Source organism: Halomonas smyrnensis AAD6 (assembly GCF_000265245.1).
In the GTDB taxonomy this organism is placed as follows: Bacteria; Pseudomonadota; Gammaproteobacteria; order Pseudomonadales; family Halomonadaceae; genus Halomonas; species Halomonas smyrnensis.
Genome location: NZ_AJKS02000004.1, coordinates 17,469 through 34,338 on the forward strand (window position 1 = coordinate 17,469; position 16,870 = coordinate 34,338).

The following is a 16,870-nucleotide window of genomic DNA, read 5'->3' on the forward strand; positions in this document are numbered from 1 at the left end:
TAGATCGCGACAAGATCTCGTCTCTTGTCGTCTCTATTGGCCTCGAAAAGCGGTGTGGGCGGAGTTTGCCGAAATTCCCGGGCGATGTCCAGCGGCCCGAACGGCGTTCGCCAATGAACCCTAGCCCGCGGCGGCGGCGCCGTCGAGCGAGGCGCTCACGCCCTCCAGATGGCGGGCCAACTGGTCGGCGTCGACCTCGCCCTGGATGCGGGCCTGGCGCAGTTCGCGACCGCCGTCAAAGAACAGCAGGCTCGGCGGTCCGAACAGGGCGTAGTGCTCCAGCAGCGCCCGGCTGGCGGCGTCGGTCTCGGTGACGTCGACCTCGATGCGCTCGAAGCCGGACAGCGCCGCGACCACGGCCGGGTCGGGATAGACCTCGCGCTCCATGACCTTGCAGGAGATGCACCACTCGGCGGTGACGTCGACGAACACCGGTCGCTCGGCCGCGGCCAGGGCCGCGTCCAGCTCGTCGAGCCGGGTGACCACCGTCACCGGCTCGGGGGCGCCGGGGCCGGATTCGGCCAGCGCCGGGGCGCCGTGACGGGCCAGCGGGCGCAGCGGGTCCTCGGCGCCGCGGGAGGCGCCGATCACCAGGGTCACGCCCCACACCAGCAGCAGGATGCCCAGCGCCTGGCGGGCGCGCGCCCAGCCCTGGGGCGCGTTCAGGCTCAGGGCGCCGAGGGTCAGCGCCGTGCCGATGGCCAGGGCGGCCCACAGCAGCAGGGCCACCGGGCCAGGCACCAGGCGCTCGATCAGCCACACGGCGACCCCCAGCAGCAGGATGCCGAAGGCGGCCTTGATGCCGTTCATCCAGGCGCCGGTGCGCGGCAGCAGGGTCGGGCCGAAGGTGCCGACCAGCAGCAGCGGCACGCCCATGCCGAGCGCCAGGGCCAGCAGGGCGATGCCGCCCATCGCCGCATCGCCGGTGGAAGAGATGAACACCAGGGCGCCGGCCAGCGGCGCCGACACGCAGGGCGAGACCACCAGCACCGAGAGCGCACCGGCCAGTGCCAGGCCGGCCGGGCCGCTCTTCTGGGCGCGGGTCTGCCAGGCCTCGATGCGCCCCGACAGCCGCGACGACAGGCGCAGGTCGAAGGCGCCGAACATGGCCAGGGCGAACAGCGTGAACAGCCCGGCGAACCCGATCAGCACCGGGGCCGACTGCAGCCGCGCCTGGAGATTCAGCCCGGCGCCGAAGCTGCCCATCAGCACGCCCACCACCGCATAGGTCAGCGCCATGCCGGCCACGTAGGACAGCGACAGGGCGAAGGCACGCGGGCGGCGGGGCTGCTGGCCGACGATGATCGAGGACAGGATCGGGATCATCGGCAGCACGCAGGGGGTGAAGGTCAGCCCCAGGCCGGCGAGGAAGAACAGGCCCAGCACCAGCGGCAGGCTGGCCTCCTCGAGCAGGGCGCTGAAGCGGCCGTCCTCGCTGACCGGGGCCGCGGGCGCGCCGGAAGCGGGCCGGGTGTCGATGTCGGTCGCGACCGACCGGTCGGGGGTCGCATCGGCGAAGGCGGCCGGTGCCTGGCCCTCGGGCGCCTGCAGCGACACCGTCTCCGGCGGATAGCAGAGGCCGGCGTCGGCACAGCCCTGGAAGCCGAAGGTCACATCGAACGGCCCCTCGGGAATTCCCTCGCCCCGGTGCTCGATCGGCACCGTGAACACGACGCGGTCGTAGAAGACCCGCACGTCGCCGAGGAACTCGTCGGTCTTGGCCTGGCCGGCCGGCAGCCGAGGCTCGCCGAGGGTCACGCCGGGAGTGTCGCTCTCGACGCTGAAGCGATGGCGATAGAGATAGTAGCCGTCGGCGTTCTCGACGCCGATCGAAAGCGTCTCGCCGTCGTGCCAGGCGCTGGGCTGGAAGGCTTCCTCGACGGGCAGGAAGTCGCCGTCGTCGCCGTTGTCGAACCACTGCGCCTGGGCGAGCAGCGGGATCCACAGCAGGACGAGCAGGCATGGCAGGCGGCGAAGGTGAAGCACGGGGCGTTCCTTGATCTTGAGGCGGGTGTCGTGGCGTCAATGCCGAGGCCGTTAATCGGCGGCGAGCGTGTGACCCTTGGCGGGGCATGGGGTTCCGCGGCGTTGGCCGCTATGATCTGATGCAGGGGCGTGCAGTGCCGAGCCGGCATCCGGCGCGCTCAGGATAACGTAGCGGCGGGGCGTGGGGGTATGCGCCGCGTCGTCGCAGCTCGGGCGGATTCCGGGCCCACATCGTCAGGGAAATTCTATCATGGCATTGAAGCGACAGGCGGCCGACCGGCGCCGCCGCAGGAAGGAGGCGCTGGAGCGTCCGCAATATGGCTGGATCTGGAAGCCGCTGCTGGCGGCGCTGATCATCGCGCTGGTGGTGGCGCTTGGCCTCGGGGTCTGGTGGAGCCGCACGCCGGCCCTCGAGGCGCCCCAGGCCGAGGTGCCGGCCGACGATGCCGCGGCGATCGCCGGCCCCGCCTCCGGCACGGCCACCGTGGACGGCCTGTCGTCGCTGGTGACCACGCTGCTGGACAAGCCGGGCGGCTACCTGCGCAACGACCTGGCGCCGCCGGGGCTGTGGCTGGACAACATGCCGGCCTGGGAGCTCGGCGTGCTCGACCGGGCGCGCTGGATGAGCCAGTCGCTGCCGACCATCGCCGGCGGCGACGCCTCGGCGCTGGATGCCGCCCGCACCGCGCTGGAGGGCGACGCCGACGACTGGTTCTATCCCTCCACCGAGCATCGCCTCGAGCAGGCCCGCGCCGCGCTCGACGGCTATCGTCAGGCGGTGGCCGGCGGCCAGGCCGGCTTCGCCGCCGACGCCCAGGGCCTCGCCGCCTGGCTGAATGGTGTGGCCCGAGGGCTCGACGACATGGGGCGGCGCCTCTCCGCGAGTGTCGGCAGCCCCGAGGCGCTGGCCGGGCTGGATCTCGACACCGAGGGGCTGCCCACGGAGACGCCCTGGTACCGGCTCGATAACGTCTTCTTCGAGGCCCGCGGCCAGGCCTGGGCCCTGCATCGCCTGCTCGAGGCGGTGCGCCGCGACCAGGCCGAGCGGATCGAGGCGGCCGGGCTGGCCATGCGCTGGGAGGCCCTGCTGGCCGAACTCGAGCTCAGCCAGCGCCGACTGTGGAGCCCGGTGATCCTCAATGGCTCCGGCTTCGGGCTGTTCGCCAATCACTCGCTGGTGATGGCGCACCACGTGCTGCGGGCCCGCGACCTGAGCCGCGAGCTCTCCGAGGACGTGGCGACGCAGGTTGGCGCGCCCGACGCGCCGCCGGCAGCGCCTGAGGCCTCGGCCTCATCCGGCGAAGGCGAGGCCGCGGCGTCGCCCGAGGAGACGGGCGCCGATAGTGCAGCCGCCGAGTCGGCCGGCGACGAGGCGACTGCGGCAGAAGGCGCTGGTGAAGGCGCCGAAGAAAGCGCGGCGGAAGCCGGAGAGCCGGAGGCTCAGGTAGCGAAAGACGCGAGCGTCGTAGAAGGTGCAGAAGGAAGCAGCGAAGAGAGCGCCGAAGCAAGCAGCGGGGAAAACGGTGAAGAGGCGTCTGAGGCGCCCGATGACGACGCCGAGGCGCTGGCCGTGCCGGAAGACGGCGAGGCATCCTGAGTCGGGCGGGGCGTCGCTCGATCGGCACCATGCCGGCATGTCAGTCGTCATGTAAAAAGGGCCGCCCACCGGGCGGCCCTTTTTCGTCTCATGTCTCGCAGGAGGCGTGCGTTCCGCGAGACGGGATCGCGGTCGCGATCAGGCCTTGCTGTAGGCGGCGACGGACTTCTCGATGGCCTTGCGCGCGGCCTCGACGCCTTCCCAGGACTCCACCTTGACCCACTTGCCCTTCTCGAGGTCCTTGTAGTTCTCGAAGAAGTGGGCGATCTGCTGGCGCAGCAGTTCCGGCAGGTCGGTCACTTCCTGGACGTCGTCATACAGGCTGGACAGCTTCTCGTGCGGCACGCAGACCAGCTTGGCGTCTTCGCCGGCTTCGTCGGTCATGTTCAGGATGCCGACCGGACGCGCGCGGATGACGCTGCCGGGCTGGACCGGATACGGGGTCACGACCAGGGCGTCCAGCGGGTCGCCGTCGTCGGCCAGGGTGTGCGGGATGAAGCCGTAGTTGGCCGGGTAGAACATCGGGGTGGCCATGAAGCGGTCGACCAGCAGGGCGCCCATGTCCTTGTCGATCTCGTACTTGACCGGGGCGTGGTTGGCCGGGATCTCGATGGCGACGTAGAGGTCGTTCGGCAGGTCCTTGCCGGCGGGAATGTTGTCGAAGTTCATGAGCGCGTCCTTCTCTGGCTTGTGGCCCTGGGCGTATCACCCTGGCGGGTGGCCGTCGGTTGAAAATCCGCCGAATTATACGAGGCCGCCCCGGCGATTACCAACCCGACCTAGGTCGTTCGGGCGCCGCGAGGACGCCGACCATGGGGGGAGAGCCAGGCACGGGGGTGGGCGTGTATCATGGCGGCGATGGAAAGGGGCCTTTCGGTCTCGAAGTCGCTGACACACAAGGAGATCGTCGTGGCATCCGCGCAACTGTCATTGAGTTTCGGCCAGGCCTTCGTGGTGCCGGACCGAGGGCGTCATCGCAGCTCGATGTCGGTCTGCGTGCCCGACGAGACGGCGCTGCTGACGGGCAAGGGCGCGACGGCGCTGATCACCGACTCGACCTCGCGCAATCCGCTGGCCAAGCAGGCCGGCGATCTCAGCGTGCAGGGCTTTCTGGCCGACTTCTATTCGACGCCCGAGCACTGGGGCGCCAAGCTCTCGGCGCACCGGGTGTTGCATGCCCTGAACAGCTGGTGCTATGGCCAGAGCCGCCAGGTGCGTGACGGCGGCTACGTGAGCTCGATGTCGGCGATGGTCTACCAGGGCCAGGCGGCGCATCTCTTCCACATGGGCGACACGCTGGTCTTTCGCCTGCGGGGGGCCGAGTTCGAACAGCTCAGCCGCGACCATGTCACCGACCTCGGCGGCTACCGCTATCCCTCACGGGCGCTGGGCATGGATGCCAGCCTCGACATCGACTACGTGGAGCTGCCGCTCAAGCAGGGCGATATCTTCCTGTTCACCACCCAGGCGGTGCAGGGCACCCTGATGCCCTCGGACTATGTGCAGCTGATTCGCCAGGACGCCAGCGACCTGCACGCGGCCTGCGAACGCCTGGCCCAGACCGCCAGCGAGCGCGCCAGCGCCCGCGGCTATGGCGGCGATCCGTTCTGCTTCCAGCTGGTGCGCATCGATGCGCTGCCCGAGGAGCAGCGCGACCAGCCGGACCGCTCCTACGGCGAGCTGCCGATTCCGCCGGAGCTGGCGGTAGGGGAACGGCTGGACGGGCTCGAGGTGCAGGAGGTGCTGTCGCGCACCGCCCAGTCGCGGGTCTACCGGGTGCGCGATACCCACACCGAGCGCGAGATGGTGATGAAGGCGCCGAGCCCGGAGCTCTCCAGTCGCAACGCCTACCTGGAGCACTTCCTGCTGCAGCAGTGGATCGTCGAGCGGGTGCGCTCGCCGTTCGTGGTGCGGGTCATGACGCCCTCGCGGCCGCGGCGCTTCCTCTATTACCTGATGGCCTACGTGGAAGGCATGACGCTGGAGGAGTGGGCGCGGCGTCATCCCCGGGCGGGCCTGGGGCAGCGGCTCGACATCGCCACCCAGCTGGGCAAGGCGGTGCAGGCGCTGCATCGCCGCGACCTGATACACCAGCAGATCCACCCCGAGAACGTGCTGGTCGACCGCCACGGCCAGGTGGTGCTGACCGACTTCAGCGCCTGCCACCTGCGCGACGTCGACGGCCATCGTCGCTCCCGCGGGCTGTTGCGCCAGGTGGGGCTCACCGAGCACAGTGCGCCGGAGTACGCCATGGACGACGAGGTCGGCCGTCGCAGCGACCAGTACTCGCTGGCGTCCACCGTCTACTGGCTGTTGACCGGCGCCTTGCCCTTTGAGGTGCCGGTGAAGGATCTGCTGCGCCACACCGACCTGGAGCGCATGCACTATCGCAGCGCCCGGGCGCTCAACCCGGAGGTGCCGGAGGCCCTCGACGAGGCGCTGAAGCGCGCCCTGACGCCCCAGCGGGCGCTGCGCTTCCGGCGCCTGTCGGAGTTCCTGCATGCGCTGAAGACGCCGACGCCGCCGGTGCCGAGCGAGGCGCCGCCGAAGCGGGGCGGGGCGGCGGGCTTCTGGCAGGCCGTCGCCGCCGCGCTGCTGGTGCTGCTGGTGCTGAGCTGGTTCCTCCGATAGGCATCGACGCGGGGTGGCCCCCTATGGTGCCGAGCTACAAGAAAACCCCGAAGGTTTTGCCTTCGGGGTTTTCTGTTTCTCGCGGCGATTTCAGGCTCTGGACCTGCCGCTTAGATGCTGAATTCCGGCAGCTTGCGCTCGACGCGCCGCTTGGCCAGGCGCGCGACCTTGGGCAGGCCGTTCTCGAACGGGGGGAAGTCCTCGCCCTGGATCAGCGGCGACAGATAGCGGCGGCATTCCTCGGTGATGCCGAAGCCGTTCTCGCTGATGAACTCGCGGGGCATGAACTTCTCGCGGTTGGCCACCTCGGCCAGCGGCGCGGCCTCGACGGTCCAGGCGTAGGGGGCGTCGCCGGTGCGCTTGATGGCCGGCATCTTGGCGTTGTCGCCGGCGATGGCCAGCTCGACGGCCTTCTCGCCCACCGCGTAGGCCTGCTCCACGTCGGTCCTGGAGGCCAGGTGGCGGGCGGAGCGCTGGAGGTAGTCGGCCACGGCCCAGTGGTACTTGTAGCCCAGGTCCTGCTTGACCATGCCGGCCAGGGTCGGCGCCACGCCGCCCAGCTGGCGGTGGCCGAAGGCGTCGGTGTTGCCGGAGTCGGCCAGGAAGGTGCCGTCCTCGTAGCGGGCGCCCTCGGAGACCACGATCACGCAGTAGCCGTAGTCCTTGACCGACTGCTCGACCCGTGCCATCACCGCGGCGCGGTCGAAGGCGACCTCGGGGAAGATCACCAGGTGCGGCGCGTCGCCTTCCTTCTCGCCGGCCAGGGCGCCGGCGGCGGCGATCCAGCCGGCGTGGCGGCCCATCACCTCGAGCACGAACACCTTGGTGGAGGTGGCGCACATGGAGGCGATGTCCAGCGAGGTCTCCAGGGTGGAGGTGGCGATGTACTTGGCCACGCTGCCGAAGCCGGGGGAGTTGTCGGTGATCGGCAGGTCGTTGTCCACGGTCTTCGGCACGTGGATGGCGGTCAGCGGATAGCCCATCTTCTCGGACAGCTGGGAGACCTTGAGGCAGGTGTCGGCGCTGTCGCCGCCGCCGTTGTAGAAGAAGTAGCGGATATCGTGTGCCTTGAAGACCTCGATCAGCCGCTCGTACTGGGCGCGGTGGGTCTCGATGTCCTTGAGCTTGTAGCGACAGGAGCCGAAGGCGCCGGCCGGGGTGTGGCGCAGGGCGGCGATCGCCTCGTCGCTCTCCTCGCTGACGTCGATCAGGTCTTCGGTGAGGGCGCCGATGATGCCGTTGTGGCCGGCATAGACCTTGCCGATCTGGTCGGAGTGGCGGCGGCAGGCCTCGATGACGCCGCAGGCACTGGCGTTGATCACGGCGGTGACGCCGCCGGACTGGGCGTAGAAGGCGTTGTGCTGGGCCATGGAGCTATCCTGTTGCTGGTCGCGTCAAGGGAAGGGCGGCCGTGGCTCGGCGAGCGCTTCCCGGCTTCGTCCCGAAAAGCCGCGATTCTAGCCCATCGCTCCGGGTGCTGCATCCTGTCGGCGACGCGCGACGCCTGTCACGCGCCGGCGTGTGCTGGAGCGGTCGCAGGCGCCATGCTAGGCTGCCGCTTTTCGCCGGCCCGCCGGCAGACAGGCTTTCGGCAGCGGAGTTTGCATGCACCTTCATATCCTCGGTATCTGCGGCACCTTCATGGGCAGCCTGGCGCTGCTGGCCCGGGAGGCCGGTTATCGGGTCAGCGGATCGGACGCCGGCGTCTACCCCCCGATGAGCACCCAGCTCGAGCAGGCGGGCATCGTCCTGAGCGAGGGCTTCTCGGCGCAGAATCTCGAGCCGTCGCCGGACCTGGTGGTGATCGGCAACGCCCTCTCGCGGGGCAATCCCGAGGTGGAGGCGGTGCTCGACCGCGGCCTGCCCTATGTCTCCGGCCCCCAGTGGCTGGCCGAGCACGTGCTGCCCGGTCGGCGGGTGATCGCCGTGGCCGGCACCCACGGCAAGACCACCACCGCCAGCCTGACCGCCTGGCTGCTGGAGGCCGCGGGGCTGGCGCCGGGGTTCCTGATCGGCGGCGTGCCGCGCAACTTCGGCGTCTCGGCGCGGCTGGGCGATGCCGAGGCGCCCTTCGTGGTCGAGGCCGACGAGTACGACACCGCCTTCTTCGACAAGCGCTCCAAGTTCGTGCACTACCGCCCCGAGATCGCGGTGCTGGGCAACCTGGAGTTCGACCACGCCGACATCTTTCCCGACCTGGCCGCCATCGAGCGCCAGTTTCACCACCTGGTGCGCACCGTGCCGGGCAAGGGGCGGCTGCTGGTGGCCGACGGCGAGCCGGCGCTTCAGCGCGTGCTCGAGCAGGGCCGCTGGACGCCGGTGGAGCGCTTCGGCAGCGCGGCGGACAGCGCCTGGCGCCTGGCCCTCGAGCGCGACGACGCCAGCCGTTTCCGGGTCGTGCATCGCCGCGATGACGGCGGCGAGGAAGCCGCGGTGGTCGACTGGTCGCTGACCGGCGCCTACAACGCCCGCAACGCCGTGGCCGCGCTGGCCGCGGCCCACGCCTGCGGCGTGTCGCTCGCCGACGGCGCCGAGGCGCTCGCCCGCTTCGCCACCCCGCGGCGGCGCCAGGAGGTGCGCGGCGAGGTGGCCGGCATCCAGGTGATCGACGACTTCGCCCACCATCCCACCGCCATCGCCGCGACCCTCGGCGGGCTGCGCGCGTCCGCCCGGGAAGGGCGGCTGCTGGCGGTGATCGAGCCGCGCTCCAACACCATGCGCCTCGGCACCCTGCGCGAGCGCCTGGCCGGCAGCGTGGCCGACGCCGATGCCGCCTACTGGTACCAGCCGGCGGGACTCGACTGGACCCTGGCGCCGGTGGTCGAGGCCAGCGGCCGGCCCGGCGGCGTGCATGACGACCTGGACGGCCTGGTGGCGGCGCTGGTGGCCGAGGCGCGGCCGGGTGACCGGCTGGTGGTGATGTCCAACGGCGGCTTCGGCGGCATCCACGAGAAGCTGCTGGCGGCGCTGGAGGTGGCCCATGGCGGTTGAGCACGGCAGCGAGCGCTTCGGCGCCCCGGTCACCGTGGCGCTGACCGGGGCCTCCGGCGCCCAGTACGGGCTGCGCCTGATCGAGGCGCTGGTGGCGGCCGAGCGCGAGGTCTGGGTGATGATCTCCAAGGCCGCGCACCTGGTGATCGCCACCGAGACCGACGGCGACCTGCCGGCGCGCCCCGAACGGCTGGCCGAGGCGCTCACCGAGCGCGCCGGCGCCGCACCGGGCCAGATCCGCTGCTTCGGCCGCGAGGACTGGATGGCGCCGGTGGCCTCCGGCTCCGGCGCCAGCTCGGCGATGGTGATCTGCCCCTGCTCCACGGGCACCCTCTCGGCGGTGGCCTGCGGCGCCAGCAACAACCTGATCGAGCGCGCCGCCGACGTGGCCCTGAAGGAGCGCCGTCAGCTGATCCTGGTGCCGCGCGAGACGCCGCTGTCGGCGATCCACCTCGAGCACATGCTGAACCTCACCCGCCTGGGCGCGGTGGTGATGCCGGCGGCACCGGGCTTCTACCATCGGCCGGCCTCGGTCGAGGACCTGATCGACTTCATCGTCGCGCGCATTCTCAACCAGCTCGGCATCGAGCATCGCCTGATGCCCCGCTGGGGCGAATAGGGCGGCCCGGGCCACGGAGCGCCCGTTCACGCCGCCGTCATGCCGACCCGCCACGCTGAGCGGGTCGCGACCACAAGGATGTGCTTCCCGTGATCACGCTGTCTGTGCTGTCGGTGTTCGTGCCGACCTTCCTGCTGGTGTCGCTGACGCCGGGCATGTGCATGACCCTGGCCATGGTGCTGGGCATGACCCAGGGCGTGCGACGCACCCTGTGGATGATGATCGGCGAGCTCGTCGGCGTGGGGCTGGTGGCCGTGGCGGCCGGCGCCGGCGTGGCCACGCTGATGCTGCGCCAGCCGACGCTGTTCGCGGTGTTCAAGTGGGTGGGTGGCGCCTACCTGGCCTATCTCGGCGTGATGATGTGGCGCTCCCGCGGTCGCATGGCGATTCCCGATGACCTCGAGAGCCAGGGGCGCGCCGGGCGTCGGGAGCTGGCCATGCAGGGCTTCGTCACCGCGGTGGCCAATCCCAAGGGCTGGGCCTTCTTCGTCGCCCTGCTACCGCCGTTTCTCGACGCCTCGCGGCCGCTCGCCGCCCAGCTGGTGGCGCTGGTGGCGATCATCCTGACCATCGAGTTCGGCGCGCTGCTGGCCTATGCCACCGGCGGCCAGACCCTGCGCCATCTGCTGGGCCAGGCCGACAAGGTGCGCCTGCTCAACCGCCTGGCCGGCACGATGATGATCGGCGTCGGGGCCTGGCTGATCCTGGGCTAGCGCCGAGCGACAAGAAGACCCGAAGGCCATGGCCTTCGGATCTTCTTTTGCTTCGGGGGGGGCACGCTGCCGCTTGCCGCCTACGCCGGCCCCAGCCAGGCGACGCGCGCGGCGGCCAGCGCCAGCGATGCCGTGCCCAGCGCCAGCCAGGGGCAGGGGCGCAGGGTGCGGTGGGGGCGGCGTTGCCAGGCCAGTTGCACCAGCGTGCAGACCACCAGCCCCAGCAGGGTGCCGCCGATCAGATCGCTCAGCCAGTGGACGCCCAGCACCAGGCGCGACAGCGCCATGGGAACGATGATGGCGATGGCGCCCCAGTAGGCCCAGAAGCGTCGCGCCAGCGGCAGCTCGCGGGCGATGAAGGCCGCGGCCAGGCCGTAGAGCACCACCGCGGTGGAGGTATGGGCGCTGGGATAGGAGAACGAATCTGCCAGGTGCAGCGGCGTGTCCGGCCGCACGCGGCCGATCAGCGCCTTGCTCAGCGTGTTCAGGGCGGCGATGCCGACCAGCCCGCCGGCCAGGTGGGCGAAGGCGTCGAGTCGTCCTCGCAGCAGCCACCAAAGCCCCCAGGGCAGCACCAGGGCGATCACGCCGTAGAGATCGCCGAGCCGTGCCAGGGTGTCGGCGAAGGTCGCCAGCCAGGGGGTCGCCAGTTCGTCCATCAGGCCGTCGAGCCGCTGATCCATGGGCAGCGGGCCGCCGTGATGCAGCACCACCAGGGTCCAGGCCGAGAGCGCGGTGAGCGAGGTCAGCAGCAGCAGCCAGGTGCCCAGCGGCGCCTCGCGGCCCCGGGCCCGGCCCAGCGCCCGCCACAGCCGGCGGCCGCGGGGGTGGCGACGCAGCAGGTCGATCATGGCCCGGTAGATCAGGCCGTCGTGATGGGTCTGGTGGCGCAGCCAGGAAAAGATCAGCGCCAGGGCCACCACCACGGCGCCGAGACCCACCAGCCAGGGTTCCAGGGCCTCGGGCACGCCGGGCAGGCGCTGCCAGGTGCGCCCCAGCAGGTAGCCGGGCAGCACGTAGGCCGGTGCCCACAGCGCCGCCGAGGCCAGGTTGGCCAGGGTGAAACGCCGCGGCGGCATGTGCATCATGCCGGCGATCATCGGTATCACCGGACGCACCGGTCCGACGAAGCGGCCGAAGAAGACCGACAGCGCGCCGTGACGGTGGAAGAAGCGCGCGCCCTGGGCGATCCATTCGGGGTAGCGGGACAGCGGCCACATGCCGGTGACGCGTTCGCGCTGGGTATGGCCGAGCCAGAAGCTCAGGCCGTCGCCGATCACGGCGCCGATGAAGGCGGCGGCGATCATCGCGGCCACGGCCAGCTCCTGGTGGCCGGCCATGGAGGCGACGGCGGTGATCAGTACCACGCCGGGCACCAGCAGGCCGACCAGGGCCAGAGACTCCACCATGGCGATGAGAGCGGTCAACAGCAGCAGCATGGCCGGCGATGGCGTCAGCTGCTGCAGCAGGTCGACGAGATTCAAGGCTCCCTCCTCGATCGATGGGTGGGCGCTAGCCGGCGGCCAGGGCCTGGGTCATGGCCTGCAGGCGGGTCAGGAAGGCCGGGCTGGCCTCGCCGGCGCGAGGAGTCTCCAGGCGCAGGCGCACTTCCAGCGGCCCGGTGTCCACCAGCACGATCTGCTCCAGGGCCTGCTGCAAACGCTGGCGCACCAGCAGGGCGCCGCTCTCGGTGGTGTCGGGGAGGATCAGCCAGAAGGCGGTCTCGTCCTCGCGGCCGAGCGAGTCGAGGTCGCGGCAGTCGCGCAGCACGCCCTGGCAGAACGCCGTCAGCATGGCGCGCCGGGTGTCATCGCCAAACTGCTCGCGGGTCATGTCGAGCTGGGGCAGATGGATCAGCAGCACCGCCATGGGGCGCTCGAGCAGGCGGGCGCGCTCGAACTCGCCGATCAGCCGCTCATGCAGGTGCGTGCGGGTCAGGGCGCGGCATTCCTGCTCCAGCGGGTCGGTGGCCTGCAGCAGGCTGCGCTGGCGCAGGCGGTCCCATAGCGCCAGGGTGGCCACGGCGACCAGCGCCAGATAGGCCGCGGCGAGATCGGCGTCGGCCTGGCCGTCGCCGAGCAGGGCCAGCCAGATCGGCGTCAGCGCCAGGTTGAGGAAGATGGCGGGCCCCAGCGGCAGCAGCACCAGGGTCAGGATCGGCGGCAGGCCGATCCACAGCGCCGGATGCCCGCTCTGGCTGGGCAGCTCGACGGCGATCAGCAGGAAGCCGCAGATCAGCGCGAGATAGGCCGAGGCCCGCGAGGGCGTCTTGCCGGCGGCGGCCAGCAGTGCGGCCAGCGCCATCACCGGCGCCAGCAGGGCCGGCAGCAGGATGCGCACGTAGTGGCCCATCAGATAGAACCACAGCGCCTGGCCGAGCAGCAGCAGGGTGGCGGTGCCGAGCACCAGGAGGAACAGGCGAGGGCGGGGGGGATTCGGCTCAATCATGATGGGCGACCTCCCGCACCTCGACGCCACGGGTCTGGCGCTTCAGCGCACGACGCTCCCGGGTCAGCGAGCCGAGGCGGGGCAGGGTGACGACCCGGGCCCGTACCGAGTCGTCCAGCGGCGCCAGCAGGGCCTGGCGGCGTTCGGCGGCCTGGTCGGCATCGCGATGGACCAGCAGCAGCCCGAGGGTGTGCCGGTCCAGGCGATAGCCGTTCTCGAACGGCCGCAGTTCCCGGCACAGCCGGTCGGCCAGCGACCACAGCTGCCGGCGGCCGGTATAGAGCAGCAGCAGTTCCACATGGCTGTTCTCGAGGCGGGCACGCTGGCGCTCGCGCTGAATGTCGTGGCGCAGGCACTGGCTCGGCCACAGGGGCAGGTCCGGCGACAGTCGGGCGCGGTGGCGGATGCGGCGTCGCAGGGCCTGGAGCCCCAGCGAGCGCGCGAGCCCCAACAGCATCAGGCCGACCAGCAGCAGGCCGGCCAGCGCCCACTGCTCGAGGCCCAGCAGCGGCTGCAGGTGCCACCAGCTGGTGGCGGCGAGTGCGGCGTTGAACAGCAGCATCCAGCGCGGCTGGGGCAGCATCAGCAGGATGGCCCAGGCCCACAGCCAGGTCAGATGCCGCTCCGGCGTGACCCACAGCATGGCGGCCAGCAGCAGGCCCGGCATCAGCTGCCAGGGCACGGTGGCCGGATGGCGATGGCGGTGGGCCATCTGAGTGGTCGTCACCGCCAGCCACAGCGCGGCGAGGCCCAGCAGCAGGGCGTCCGGCAGGGTCTCGGCGGTGGCGGCCAGGAAGCTCGTGAGGCCGGCGGCGATCAGCAGGTTGGCGCGCATCAGCCTGACTTTGTACTTGCTCTGCATGGTGACTTAGTATGGGCTCCTTCCCGATTCGACACGAGCCTGGGGCGTGGCCTGATGCCCCGCACCGATTTCCTGGAGACACTCTACGGCATGACAGCTCACGCCTCCCACTCCGATGACGTCATCGCCGACGTCGATGCCTACATGCAGCAGCTGGGGCAGCAGGCGCGTGACGCCGTCGCGCGTCTGCGCCGCGCCGACACCGCATCCAAGAACGCCGCCCTGAAGGCCATGGCCGAGCGGCTGGGCGAGTCCCGCGATACGGTGCTGGCGGCCAACGCCCGCGACCTGGAGCGCGGTCGCGAGAACGGCCTCGATGGCGCGCTGCTCGACCGCCTGGCGCTGAACGAGGCGCGCTTCGACGCCATGATCGAGGGCCTGCACCAAGTCGCGGCGCTGCCCGATCCGGTCGGCGAGATCGACGGCCTGAGCGCCCGTCCGAGCGGCATCCAGGTCGGCCACATGCGGGTGCCGCTGGGCGTGATCGGTATCATCTACGAATCGCGGCCCAACGTCACCATGGAAGCCGCGAGCCTGTGTCTCAAGTCGGGCAATGCGGCGATCCTGCGGGGCGGCTCCGAGGCGCGCGAGTCCAATGCCGCCATCGCGGCCTGCATTCGCGAGGGCCTCGAGCGTGCCGGGCTGCCCGAGGAGGCGGTACAGGTGGTGGCGACCACCGACCGCGCCGCGGTCGGCCGGCTGATCGACATGCCGGAGTACGTCGACGTGATCATCCCGCGCGGCGGCAAGTCGCTGATCGAGCGCATCTCCCGCGACGCGCGGGTGCCGGTGATCAAACACCTGGACGGGGTCTGCCACGTCTATCTCGACGCCACCGCGGATCGCGACAAGGCGCTGGCCATCGCCGTCAATGCCAAGACCCAGCGCTACGGCACCTGCAACACCATGGAGACTCTGCTGGTCGATGCCCCGGTGGCCGAAGACCTGCTGCCCGCGCTGGCCGCGGCCTACGCCGAGCACGGCGTCGAGCTGCGCGGCTGCGAGCGCACTCGGGCGATCCTCGCCGATGTCGCTCCGGCCACCGAGGCCGACTGGGCCGCCGAGTACCTGGCGCCGGTGCTGGCGATCCGTGTGGTCGACGGCATCGACGACGCCATGGCCCACATCGAGCGCTACAGCTCGCGGCACACCGATGCCATCGTCACCGAGAACTACACCCTGGCGCGTCGCTTCCTGGCCGAGGTCGACTCCAGCTCGGTGATGGTCAACGCCTCCACCCGCTTCGCCGACGGCTTCGAGTACGGCCTGGGCGCGGAGATCGGCATCTCCACCGATCGCTTGCACGTGCGCGGTCCGGTGGGCCTCGAGGGCCTGACCACGCGCAAGTACGTGGTGCTCGGCGACGGCCAGATCCGACAGTGAGCGAGTGGCCGGTGAACGAGTGTGCCTCGCGCGTCGCCATGCTGGGCGGGACCTTCGATCCCGTCCATCTCGGCCATCTGCGCAGCGCCGTGGAGCTGCACGAGGCGCTGGGGCTCGATCGGGTGCACATGATTCCCGCGGCCCAGCCGCCGCTGCGCGGCCGGCCGCACATCACCCCCGAAGAGCGCCTGGCGCTGCTGCGCCTGGGCATCGGCGACACCCCGGGGCTGGTCGCCGATCCGCGCGAGCTCGAGCGCGAGGGGCCGTCCTACAGCGCCGATACCCTGGCCACGCTGCGTCGCGACTATGGCCCCGAGGCGCGGCTGGTCATGGCGCTGGGCCACGATGCCTTCCTGCGGCTGGCCGACTGGCATGCGCCCGAGCGTCTGTTCGCGCTGGCGCATCTGGTGGTGGTGGATCGCCCCGATCACGACGATGCGCTGCCCGAGGCGCTCGCCGCGCTGATCGACGGCCGCGAGGTCGATGATGCCGAGGCGCTGATGGCCTCGCCGTGCGGCGGCCTGCTGCGCCTGCGGCTGCCGTCGCGGATGGCGGTCTCGGCCACCGAGCTGCGTCGGCGTCTGGCCGAGGGGCTCAGCGTGCGCTACCTGCTGCCCGAGGCGGTCGAGGAACGAATTCTCTCCGCGGGACTCTATCGTCGCTAGCCGCTGGCGGCCCGGCACAAAAAAACGTGGTCGAGCCGCCATCGGGCGCTGCCAGGCCCGGCCCGAGCCGGTACAATGGTGGCGTGATCATTTTCGCCTAGAGGGGCTGATACGAAGGGTATGCACATCGACGCACTCAAGACGCTGGTGCTCAACGCACTGGAGGAGCTCAAGGCTCAGGACATCACCGTCATCGACGTTTCCTCCCTGACCAGCGTGACCGACCTGATGGTGGTCGCCAGCGGTACTTCCAACCGCCACCTGGCGGCGCTGTCCAACAAGCTGATCCAGACCGTGAAGGAAGAGGGCGTGACGCCGCTGGGCGTCGAGGGCGAGAGCGGTGCCGACTGGGTGCTGGTCGACCTCGGCGACATGGTGGTGCACCTGATGATGCCCGAGACCCGGGCACTCTATGATCTGGAACGCCTGTGGGCCGACCTGCCGAGCGACGGCCAGGCGCTGGAGGAAGAAGAGCGGGCCCACGGCGCTTCATGAAGGTACGACTGCTGGCCGTCGGTACCAAGATGCCCGACTGGGTGACCAAGGGCGTCGAGGAGTACCGCAAGCGCCTGCCCCGGGACTTCGCCCTCGAGGTCGAGGAGATCGCGCCCGGAGCGCGCGGCAAGAACGCCGACACCCGCCGCGCCATCGCCCAGGAATCCGAGCGCCTGCGCGCCCGGCTGAAGGGCGACGAGCATCTGGTGGCTCTCGAGGTGGGCGGCAAGACCTGGAGCACCGAGCAGCTCGCCCGCCAGGCCGAGGACTGGCGCCTCGGCGGGCGCGACGTGGTGCTGCTGGTGGGCGGTCCCGACGGGCTCGACCCGGCGCTGTCCGCCAGCGCCGACCAGCGCTGGTCGCTGTCGCCGCTGACCCTGCCGCATCCGCTGGTGCGCATCCTGCTGGCCGAGCAGCTCTATCGGGCCTGGACCCTGATGGTCGGCCATCCCTACCATCGCTGAGGCTCGAGGTCTTCGC

15 protein-coding genes are annotated in these 16,870 nt (G+C 70.9%); 9 read left to right on the forward strand and 6 right to left on the reverse strand.

The window, feature by feature from the left end:
• Window positions 1-120: 120 nt before the first annotated feature.
• Window positions 121-1,986 (reverse strand): protein-disulfide reductase DsbD, encoded by a 1,866-nt coding sequence (gene dsbD / locus UYS_RS0205720; RefSeq protein ID WP_016854544.1) that lies wholly within the window; start codon window positions 1,984-1,986, stop codon window positions 121-123.
• Window positions 1,987-2,236: 250 nt separating this feature from the next.
• Here dsbD and UYS_RS16975 point away from each other — a divergent pair, with 250 nt between their 5' ends.
• On the forward strand, window positions 2,237-3,583 hold the full coding sequence (locus tag UYS_RS16975) for a DUF2333 family protein (protein WP_016854545.1): 1,347 nt from the start codon (window positions 2,237-2,239) through the stop codon (window positions 3,581-3,583).
• A gap of 138 nt (window positions 3,584-3,721) precedes the next feature.
• Here the strand turns inward: UYS_RS16975 and ppa are convergent, their stop codons facing one another.
• Window positions 3,722-4,252: an inorganic diphosphatase gene (gene ppa, locus UYS_RS0205730; RefSeq protein ID WP_016854546.1), complete on the reverse strand. Its 531-nt coding sequence runs from the start codon at window positions 4,250-4,252 to the stop codon at window positions 3,722-3,724.
• Window positions 4,253-4,492: 240 nt separating this feature from the next.
• On the opposite strand from ppa, the gene UYS_RS0205735 reads away from it, so the two are divergent.
• On the forward strand, window positions 4,493-6,214 hold the full coding sequence (locus UYS_RS0205735) for a bifunctional protein-serine/threonine kinase/phosphatase (protein ID WP_026068378.1): 1,722 nt from the start codon (window positions 4,493-4,495) through the stop codon (window positions 6,212-6,214).
• 110 nt (window positions 6,215-6,324) lie between these two features.
• Here the strand turns inward: UYS_RS0205735 and UYS_RS0205740 are convergent, their stop codons facing one another.
• Complete coding sequence (locus UYS_RS0205740) at window positions 6,325-7,584, reverse strand: 6-phosphofructokinase (protein ID WP_016854548.1); 1,260 nt, start codon at window positions 7,582-7,584, stop codon at window positions 6,325-6,327.
• A gap of 235 nt (window positions 7,585-7,819) precedes the next feature.
• Between UYS_RS0205740 and mpl the strand changes: the two genes are divergently transcribed.
• The 3 genes from mpl to UYS_RS0205755 all read left to right on the forward strand — a co-directional run bounded on the left by mpl (window position 7,820) and on the right by UYS_RS0205755 (window position 10,537).
• Entirely contained in the window at window positions 7,820-9,205 is a 1,386-nt protein-coding gene (mpl, locus tag UYS_RS0205745) for a UDP-N-acetylmuramate:L-alanyl-gamma-D-glutamyl-meso-diaminopimelate ligase (RefSeq protein WP_016854549.1), read from the forward strand.
• Window positions 9,195-9,824, forward strand: a complete 630-nt coding sequence (locus UYS_RS0205750) for a flavin prenyltransferase UbiX (protein ID WP_016854550.1) — start codon at window positions 9,195-9,197, stop codon at window positions 9,822-9,824. Before mpl ends, UYS_RS0205750 begins: the two co-directional genes overlap by 11 nt.
• Before the next feature lie 89 nt (window positions 9,825-9,913).
• Window positions 9,914-10,537 (forward strand): LysE family translocator, encoded by a 624-nt coding sequence (locus tag UYS_RS0205755; RefSeq protein ID WP_016854551.1) that lies wholly within the window; start codon window positions 9,914-9,916, stop codon window positions 10,535-10,537.
• A gap of 80 nt (window positions 10,538-10,617) precedes the next feature.
• Here UYS_RS0205755 and UYS_RS0205760 read toward each other — a convergent pair whose 3' ends face one another.
• From UYS_RS0205760 to UYS_RS16980, 3 genes are read right to left on the reverse strand one after another with little or no spacing between them, the layout of a single operon-like run.
• The gene (locus UYS_RS0205760; protein ID WP_016854552.1) at window positions 10,618-12,021 is read right to left on the reverse strand and encodes a bifunctional DedA family/phosphatase PAP2 family protein; all 1,404 of its coding nucleotides are present in this window, start codon (window positions 12,019-12,021) and stop codon (window positions 10,618-10,620) included.
• 28 nt (window positions 12,022-12,049) lie between these two features.
• Window positions 12,050-12,985 (reverse strand): diguanylate cyclase domain-containing protein, encoded by a 936-nt coding sequence (locus UYS_RS0205765; RefSeq protein ID WP_016854553.1) that lies wholly within the window; start codon window positions 12,983-12,985, stop codon window positions 12,050-12,052.
• Window positions 12,978-13,847, reverse strand: a complete 870-nt coding sequence (locus UYS_RS16980) for a hypothetical protein (RefSeq protein WP_016854554.1) — start codon at window positions 13,845-13,847, stop codon at window positions 12,978-12,980. Before UYS_RS16980 ends, UYS_RS0205765 begins: the two co-directional genes overlap by 8 nt.
• A gap of 90 nt (window positions 13,848-13,937) precedes the next feature.
• On the opposite strand from UYS_RS16980, the gene UYS_RS0205775 reads away from it, so the two are divergent.
• From UYS_RS0205775 to rlmH, 4 genes are all read left to right on the forward strand, one after another.
• Window positions 13,938-15,230 (forward strand): glutamate-5-semialdehyde dehydrogenase, encoded by a 1,293-nt coding sequence (locus tag UYS_RS0205775; RefSeq protein WP_026068379.1) that lies wholly within the window; start codon window positions 13,938-13,940, stop codon window positions 15,228-15,230.
• Between the two features lie 38 nt (window positions 15,231-15,268).
• Window positions 15,269-15,895 carry a nicotinate-nucleotide adenylyltransferase gene (nadD, locus tag UYS_RS0205780; RefSeq protein WP_051008812.1) on the forward strand — a complete coding sequence of 209 codons (627 nt, stop codon included), beginning with the start codon at window positions 15,269-15,271 and terminating at the stop codon, window positions 15,893-15,895.
• A 120-nt stretch (window positions 15,896-16,015) separates the two neighbouring features.
• Entirely contained in the window at window positions 16,016-16,390 is a 375-nt protein-coding gene (rsfS, locus tag UYS_RS0205785) for a ribosome silencing factor (protein WP_016854557.1), read from the forward strand.
• Window positions 16,387-16,854, forward strand: a complete 468-nt coding sequence (rlmH, locus tag UYS_RS0205790; protein WP_016854558.1) for a 23S rRNA (pseudouridine(1915)-N(3))-methyltransferase RlmH — start codon at window positions 16,387-16,389, stop codon at window positions 16,852-16,854. The genes rsfS and rlmH overlap by 4 nt, the downstream gene beginning before the upstream one ends.
• Window positions 16,855-16,870: the final 16 nt, after the last annotated feature.